Consider the following 6,319-nt stretch of genomic DNA (forward strand, 5'->3'; position numbering starts at 1 on the left):
ATTCCCTGCGCACTACTGGCTCAAGCGGCGGCAAGCTTTGCAAAGGCCGCAGCCCTTGCCCAGCGCTCTGGCCGTGGTCATTCGTCGCAGTCCAGCGGGCCAGGGTTCCCCGAAACATTCTTTATTTATCGAGAACGATTTGCAACAAGCTTGGATGCCGTCTCGGCTATCGATTGCACCCTTGGCCGGTACCGGCGAACAATCCGGCTGTCCCATACGTACAACAAGACGAGGATCAGCAGCATGAAATACCGCCTGGGAAAACAGAGTGTCGAGGCCCATCCGCAGAGCTGGGTCGCGCCTACCGCTGCGGTGATCGGCAAGGTGCGCCTGGACGAGGGCGCCAGCGTCTGGTTCGGCGCGGTGCTGCGTGGCGACAACGAACTGATCCACATCGGCGCGGACAGCAACGTGCAGGATGGCGCCGTGCTGCACACCGATCCAGGCTCGCCGTTGACCCTGGGCCGCGGCGTGACCGTCGGGCACCAGGCCATGCTGCACGGCTGCGAGATCGGCGACGGCAGTCTGATCGGCATCCACGCCGTGGTGCTCAACGGCGCGCGCATCGGTCGCCACTGCCTGGTAGGGGCTAACGCCCTGGTTACCGAGAACGCGGTGATCCCCGACGGCTCCCTGGTACTCGGCTCGCCGGCCAAGGTGGTCCGTACCCTGAGTGACGCCCAGCAGGCGCAACTGGCGGCCAATGCCCAGGTCTACGTGGCCAATGCGCGGCGCTATCTGGAGGAGTTGTTCGAGCAGGGGGAGTAGGGGGCTCGGGAGCCGCGCTTCGCGCTAGATGACCCCCTCTCGGGGGTGAGGGTCGTCTGACTAATCGCGGCCATGGGCCGCTCCTACAAAAGCATCACTCCCCTGTAGGAGCGGCCCATGGCCGCGATCAAACATCAATCCGGCACAGAAGCAGTCAGGAGCGACCGCGTTGGCAGATCGCCATGGCTGCGATCAAACCTTACGTCGACACAAAAGCAGGCAGGAATTCGTTGCTAGGCGCGCCCTCACCCCAACCCTCTCCCAAGGGGAGAGGGGGCTATCCGAGCAGGCGTTTGTCTGCAACGGCCCGCCCATCAGCTCACGGCCTGGCCCCCACCTCACGGCTTCTCGAAGCGATAGAACAGATTCGGCTCACTGACCACATAGAGCCGGCCCTGGTCGTCCATGGCCACGCCCTCGGCCTGGGGCACGCTGCGACTGAGGCCGTGCTGGCCGCGCAGCAGGGACAGCGAGCTGATCGGCTTGCCGTCGTCGTCCAGTTCCAGCACCAGGCGCGACTGGTCGGAGAGCGCCAGCAGGTGGCCGGTACCGGGGTCGAATTGCAGGCTGGAGAGGTCGCGCACGAACAGCCGGCGATCACGCTGGGGATCGGTGCGCAGCGACAGCGCCTGCAGGCCCTCGAAGGCCTGGCTGCCAAGGCCGTCGATCTCGTAGATGCGTACCGGATCGCTCTCCTTGGCGACGAAGAAGCGCTCGCGGGCGGCGTCGTAGGCCAGCCCTTCGTTACCGCGGTTGTCGCCTTCCACGTCGCTGAGGCTGAAGGGATGGCTGACGTTGCGGTCGTCGATGTCCACCGCGCGGGTATCGGCGCCGATCTGCACCCGCACCAGGCGCTGGCGGCGCTCCTCGCTGATCATGTAGACGCCCGGCGCGATGTACTCGATGGCTTCCGGGTCGCTGAAGCCCTTGAGGTCCACCTGCCGCAGCAGCTTGCCGTCCAGGTCCAGTTCGAGAAAGCGGGCCGGTTTGTTGGTGACGCTGACCAGGGTACGGCGATCCGGATCGAAACTCAGCGCCGAGACATCGGTGATGTCCTCGCCGATGGGACGGGCCTCGATGGCGACCCGGTAGTCCGGCAACCACAACGAGCGGGCCTGGCGGCTCTCTGCCTGGAACTGGTTCTGGACATTGAACCAGAGCCGCTCGAGCAGGCGATGCTGCTGGGCCACCAGGGTCAGGGCCAGCAACAGCGCGACGCCCAGGGCGGCGCCGAAAAAACGTAGGGAAAACAAAGGAAACATCGACGGCGGTCCTTCTGCAGCTCTGCCGCGCAGCCTAAGGGCGCCTGGCTGAATTCAAGCTGAATAAGCGCTCATCGCGTCGGCGCGGACACCTTGCGAAATACATGGAAGATGTTGGGCTCGCCGATGACGTAGAGATTGCCGGCCTCGTCCAGGGCCACGCCTTCCGGTTGTTCCAGGGTGGCCTCCAGGCCGTGCAGGCCGCGTCTGAGGCTGATGAAGCTGACCGGCTGGCCTTCGGCGGTCAGTTCCACCAGGGTGTGGGACTGGTCGGACAGCGCCAGCAGATGACCCGTACGCGGATCCACCGCCACCGCGGAATAGTCGATCACCAGCTGCTCCAGTGGAAAGGGCTGCAGGCTACCGCTGACGCCCCGGCCATCGCTGGCCAGGGTGAAGAGGGCGGCCGGATCGCGTTCCTTGCTGAGGATCAGCCGCTGGCGCCGCGGGTCCCAGGCGATGCCTTCGAAACCCTTGTTGCCGGCGTTGGGAAAGCCCAGGTCGTGGTGTTCGAAGGTGTTGGCGTCCAGTTCCTGGGTATCGTCCGCGAGCCGGAACAGCGACAGCCGCCGTTGGCGTTCGTCGACGATGGCCATACGCCCGTCTTCCAGGGTGGTCACCCCTTCCAGGTTGGCGACGTTGCGGATCGGGATACGCCTGAGGATGTCGCCGGTCAGGCTCAGCTGCACCAGGTAGGGGGTGCTGCCGGTGACGGCGAACAGGGTACGGGTGCGCGGATCGTAGGTGAGATCGGAGGTCTCGGCCTCGGCCAGGCCCGGCAGCTGCTTACCCTGGATCACCGCCTGGTAGTCCGGCAGCCAGACGGAAGCGGCACGCACCTCCGGCGGCGTGCGGTATTCCTGCCACCAGAGCAGCGCCCGGTCGTTCCAGTGCCAGACGAAGCTGAGGACGATCAGGACCAGCAGGATGAAGGCGGGGAGGAGGCGGAGCAGGATGAGGCGAGGGAGTCTGGACATGCGGCTTCTTGTTGGAGAGTCGCAGGGTGCCAGACGCACCATCGCCAGGCACTCGCCCGGCGACGGTGGGTGGCGGTTTTATAGCACGCGGGTTTCGAAGCGGCTAACGCCCGGCAGCTCCAGCACCAACTCATCGCCCACATTGAGCGGTCCGACACCTACTGGGGTGCCGGTGAGGATGACGTCGCCCGGTTGCAGCGAGAAATGTCCGGCGATGGCCTGGATCAGCGGCAGGATGGGATTGAGCATGTCACGGCTGTTGCCGTCCTGGCGCACCTCGCCGTTGATGGTCAGGCGCACCGGGATGTCGGCTAGGTCCTCGAAGGCATCGCCCGGCACGAAGGGCGCGAGCACGCAGGCGCCGTCGAAGCTCTTGGCGATCTCCCAGGGATAGCCCTTTTCCTTGAGGCGGCTCTGCACGTCGCGGAGGGTCAGGTCCAGGGAGGGGGCGAAGCCGGAAATGGCGTCGCGCACCTCCTCGGCAGAAGGCTTCTTCGACAACGGCTTGCCGATCAGCACGGCGATCTCGGCTTCGTAGTGCACCGAGCCCTGGTCGGTCGGAATGGCGAAACCTTCAGCCACCGGCACCACGCAACTGGCCGGCTTGATGAACAGCAGGGGCTCGGTGGGAACCGGATTGTTCAGTTCCTTGGCGTGTTCGGCGTAGTTGCGGCCGATGCAGACGACCTTGCCCAGGGAGAAGTGGATCTTGGTGCCGTCGAGGTACTGGTGCTGATAGGCCATCTTGTGCTCCTGATGAGTGGCGTCCGCCTTCGATCTTAACCAAAACCGGCGGCCGCGGGGCGGTGCTGGTCGCGAGGCGCTCATGGTCGCACTGAGAAAGCTTCAGGTCGCAATCGGACCTGCAACAGGCCGTGCATGTTAAGATGGCGTCCCTTTTCGCCGCTGGCTGCCCTGGCCGGCAGCACGGCGGCATCCTTCTCCCTGGAAACCCTGGATTCAACGCAGATGAGCAAGACTTCCCTCGACAAGAGCAAGATCCGCTTCCTTCTCCTGGAAGGCGTCCACCAGTCCGCCGTGGATACCCTGAAGTCCGCGGGTTACAGCAACATCGAGTACGTCACCAGTTCCCTGCCGGAAGCCCAGCTCAAGGAGAAGATCGCCGACGCGCACTTCATCGGCATCCGCTCCCGCACCCAGCTCACCGAAGAGGTGTTCGAGTGCGCCAAGAAGCTGGTCGCGGTCGGCTGCTTCTGCATCGGCACCAACCAGGTCGACCTGCAGGCCGCTCGTGAGCGCGGCATCGCCGTGTTCAACGCCCCCTATTCCAACACCCGTTCGGTGGCCGAACTGGTGCTGGCCGAGGCCATCCTGCTGTTGCGCGGCATCCCGGCCAAGAACGCCTCCTGTCACCGCGGTGGCTGGATCAAGAGTGCGGCCAACTCCTTCGAGATCCGCGGCAAGAAGCTGGGCATCATCGGCTACGGTTCCATCGGCACCCAGCTGTCGGTGCTGGCCGAGGGCCTGGGCATGCAGGTGTTCTTCTACGACGTGGTCACCAAGCTGCCCCTGGGTAACGCCCAGCAGGTCGGCTCCCTGACCGAGCTGCTCGGCATGAGCGACATCGTCACCCTGCACGTGCCGGAAACCCCCGCCACCCAGCTGATGATGGGTGAGCGCGAGATCCGCGCCATCAAGAAAGGCGGCATCCTGATCAACGCCGCCCGTGGCACGGTGGTCGATCTCGACGCCCTGGCCGCCGCCATCAAGGACGAGCACCTGATCGGTGCCGCCATCGACGTCTTCCCGGTGGAGCCGCGCTCCAACAACGAAGAATTCGTCTCGCCGCTGCGTGGCCTGGACAACGTCATCCTGACCCCGCACATCGGCGGCTCCACCGCCGAGGCCCAGGCCAACATCGGCCTGGAAGTGGCCGAGAAGCTGGTCAAGTACAGCGACAACGGTACCTCGGTGTCCTCGGTCAACTTCCCCGAAGTGGCCCTGCCGTCGCACCCGGGCAAGCACCGCCTGCTGCACATCCACCAGAACGTGCCGGGCGTGCTGTCGGAGATCAACCGCGTCTTCTCCGAGAGCGGTATCAACATCTCCGGTCAGTACCTGCAGACCGACGAGAAGGTCGGCTACGTGGTGATCGACGTCGACGCCGACTACTCCGACCTGGCCCAGGAAAAGCTGCAGAACATCAAGGGCACCATCCGTTGCCGCGTGCTGTTCTAAGCCGCTAGGTGCCATGAAAAAGCCCCGGTCGGGTTCGCCTGACCGGGGCTTTTTTGCTTGCGTGCTGGTGGAAGGCACTATCGCGGCCATGGGCCGCTCCTACAGGATGCTCGATGCAACTGTAGGAGCGGCCCATGGCCGCGATCAGCTGTGTAGCGTGGATAACGGCGCAGCCTTATCCACTGGCCTCGCCCGCGCTCATCTGTGGAAAACGCTGACGCGGTTTTCCACGCTACGGCTGGCTTCGGCGGACCCTCATGGCCGCGATAGCAAGGTCTCAGCTGCGCTCCAACCGCTCCACGCCCTGGGCGGTGCCCAGTAGCAGCACGTCCGCCGGGCGGGCGGCGAAGAGGCCGTTGGCGACCACGCCGACGATGTTGTTGATCCTGGCTTCCAGGCCCACCGGATCGACGATGTGCAGGTTGTGCACGTCGAGGATGACGTTGCCGTTGTCGGTCACCACGCCGTCGCGGTATTCCGGATCGCCGCCCAGCTTCACCAGCTCGCGGGCCACATGGCTGCGGGCCATGGGGATGACTTCCACCGGCAGTGGGAATTCGCCGAGGACGTCGACGCGCTTGCTGGCGTCGGCGATGCAGATGAAGTTGCGCGCCACGGCGGCGACGATCTTCTCGCGGGTCAGGGCCGCGCCGCCGCCCTTGATCAGGTTGAGGTGGCCGTCGGCTTCGTCGGCGCCGTCCACATAGAACTCCAGGTCGCTGACGCCGTTGAGGTCATAGACGGTGATGCCATGGCTCTTCAGCCGGTCGGCGGTGGCCTGGGAGCTGGCCACGGCGCCGTCGAATTCCAGCTTGTGCTTGGCCAGCAAGTCGATGAAGAAGTTGGCGGTCGAGCCGGTGCCCACGCCAACCACGCTGTCGCGGGAAAGCTGGGGAAGGATGAGGTCGACCGCGGCCTGGGCGACGGCCTGCTTGAGCTGGTCCTGATTCATGGGGGTATCCGCAGAGAAAACGGGTGAAGGGTCGCCGATTATAGCCGCTCGGACGGCCTGGCTAACCCACCCGGGGACGCCCGTAGTAGACTTTTCGCCCCCGCCGCACCCACCGGATCGCCTCGCCGATGCTCGAACAGTACGTGAAGAAGACCCTGCTC

At 65.1% G+C, this 6,319-nt stretch carries 6 protein-coding genes; 2 read left to right on the forward strand and 4 right to left on the reverse strand.

Features of this window, described 5'->3' with window-relative positions; all coding sequences use genetic code 11:
• Nucleotides 1-243: 243 nt before the first annotated feature.
• Nucleotides 244-768 carry a gamma carbonic anhydrase family protein gene (locus tag RND78_RS24700; protein ID WP_312732630.1) on the forward strand — a complete coding sequence of 175 codons (525 nt, stop codon included), beginning with the start codon at nt 244-246 and terminating at the stop codon, nt 766-768.
• A 338-nt stretch (nt 769-1,106) separates the two neighbouring features.
• Here RND78_RS24700 and RND78_RS24705 read toward each other — a convergent pair whose 3' ends face one another.
• From RND78_RS24705 to RND78_RS24715, 3 genes are all read right to left on the reverse strand, one after another.
• Nucleotides 1,107-2,030 (reverse strand): SdiA-regulated domain-containing protein, encoded by a 924-nt coding sequence (locus RND78_RS24705; RefSeq protein ID WP_312732631.1) that lies wholly within the window; start codon nt 2,028-2,030, stop codon nt 1,107-1,109.
• Between the two features lie 71 nt (nt 2,031-2,101).
• Complete coding sequence (locus tag RND78_RS24710) at nt 2,102-3,007, reverse strand: SdiA-regulated domain-containing protein (RefSeq protein ID WP_312732632.1); 906 nt, start codon at nt 3,005-3,007, stop codon at nt 2,102-2,104.
• Nucleotides 3,008-3,085: 78 nt separating this feature from the next.
• Entirely contained in the window at nt 3,086-3,751 is a 666-nt protein-coding gene (locus RND78_RS24715; protein ID WP_058774475.1) for a fumarylacetoacetate hydrolase family protein, read from the reverse strand.
• Between the two features lie 225 nt (nt 3,752-3,976).
• Here RND78_RS24715 and serA point away from each other — a divergent pair, with 225 nt between their 5' ends.
• Nucleotides 3,977-5,206 carry a phosphoglycerate dehydrogenase gene (serA, locus tag RND78_RS24720; protein WP_312732633.1) on the forward strand — a complete coding sequence of 410 codons (1,230 nt, stop codon included), beginning with the start codon at nt 3,977-3,979 and terminating at the stop codon, nt 5,204-5,206.
• A 277-nt stretch (nt 5,207-5,483) separates the two neighbouring features.
• On the opposite strand, the gene rpiA is transcribed toward serA, so the two are convergent.
• On the reverse strand, nt 5,484-6,158 hold the full coding sequence (rpiA, locus tag RND78_RS24725) for a ribose-5-phosphate isomerase RpiA (protein WP_312732634.1): 675 nt from the start codon (nt 6,156-6,158) through the stop codon (nt 5,484-5,486).
• Between the last annotated feature and the right edge of the window lie 161 nt (nt 6,159-6,319).

The sequence above is a fragment of the Pseudomonas oryzihabitans genome (assembly GCF_032027545.1).
Lineage (GTDB): Bacteria > Pseudomonadota > Gammaproteobacteria > Pseudomonadales > Pseudomonadaceae > Chryseomonas > Chryseomonas oryzihabitans_F.

What these genes read in the sequence shown, in the direction of transcription:
- RND78_RS24710 (WP_312732632.1), bottom strand. Translation starts at nt 3,007, where the DNA reads ATGTCCAGACTCCCTCGCCTCATCCTGCTCCGCCTCCTCCCCGCCTTC.
- RND78_RS24715 (WP_058774475.1), bottom strand. Translation starts at nt 3,751, where the DNA reads ATGGCCTATCAGCACCAGTACCTCGACGGCACCAAGATCCACTTCTCC.
- serA (WP_312732633.1), top strand. Translation starts at nt 3,977, where the DNA reads ATGAGCAAGACTTCCCTCGACAAGAGCAAGATCCGCTTCCTTCTCCTG.
- RND78_RS24700 (WP_312732630.1), top strand. Translation starts at nt 244, where the DNA reads ATGAAATACCGCCTGGGAAAACAGAGTGTCGAGGCCCATCCGCAGAGC.
- rpiA (WP_312732634.1), bottom strand. Translation starts at nt 6,158, where the DNA reads ATGAATCAGGACCAGCTCAAGCAGGCCGTCGCCCAGGCCGCGGTCGAC.
- RND78_RS24705 (WP_312732631.1), bottom strand. Translation starts at nt 2,030, where the DNA reads ATGTTTCCTTTGTTTTCCCTACGTTTTTTCGGCGCCGCCCTGGGCGTC.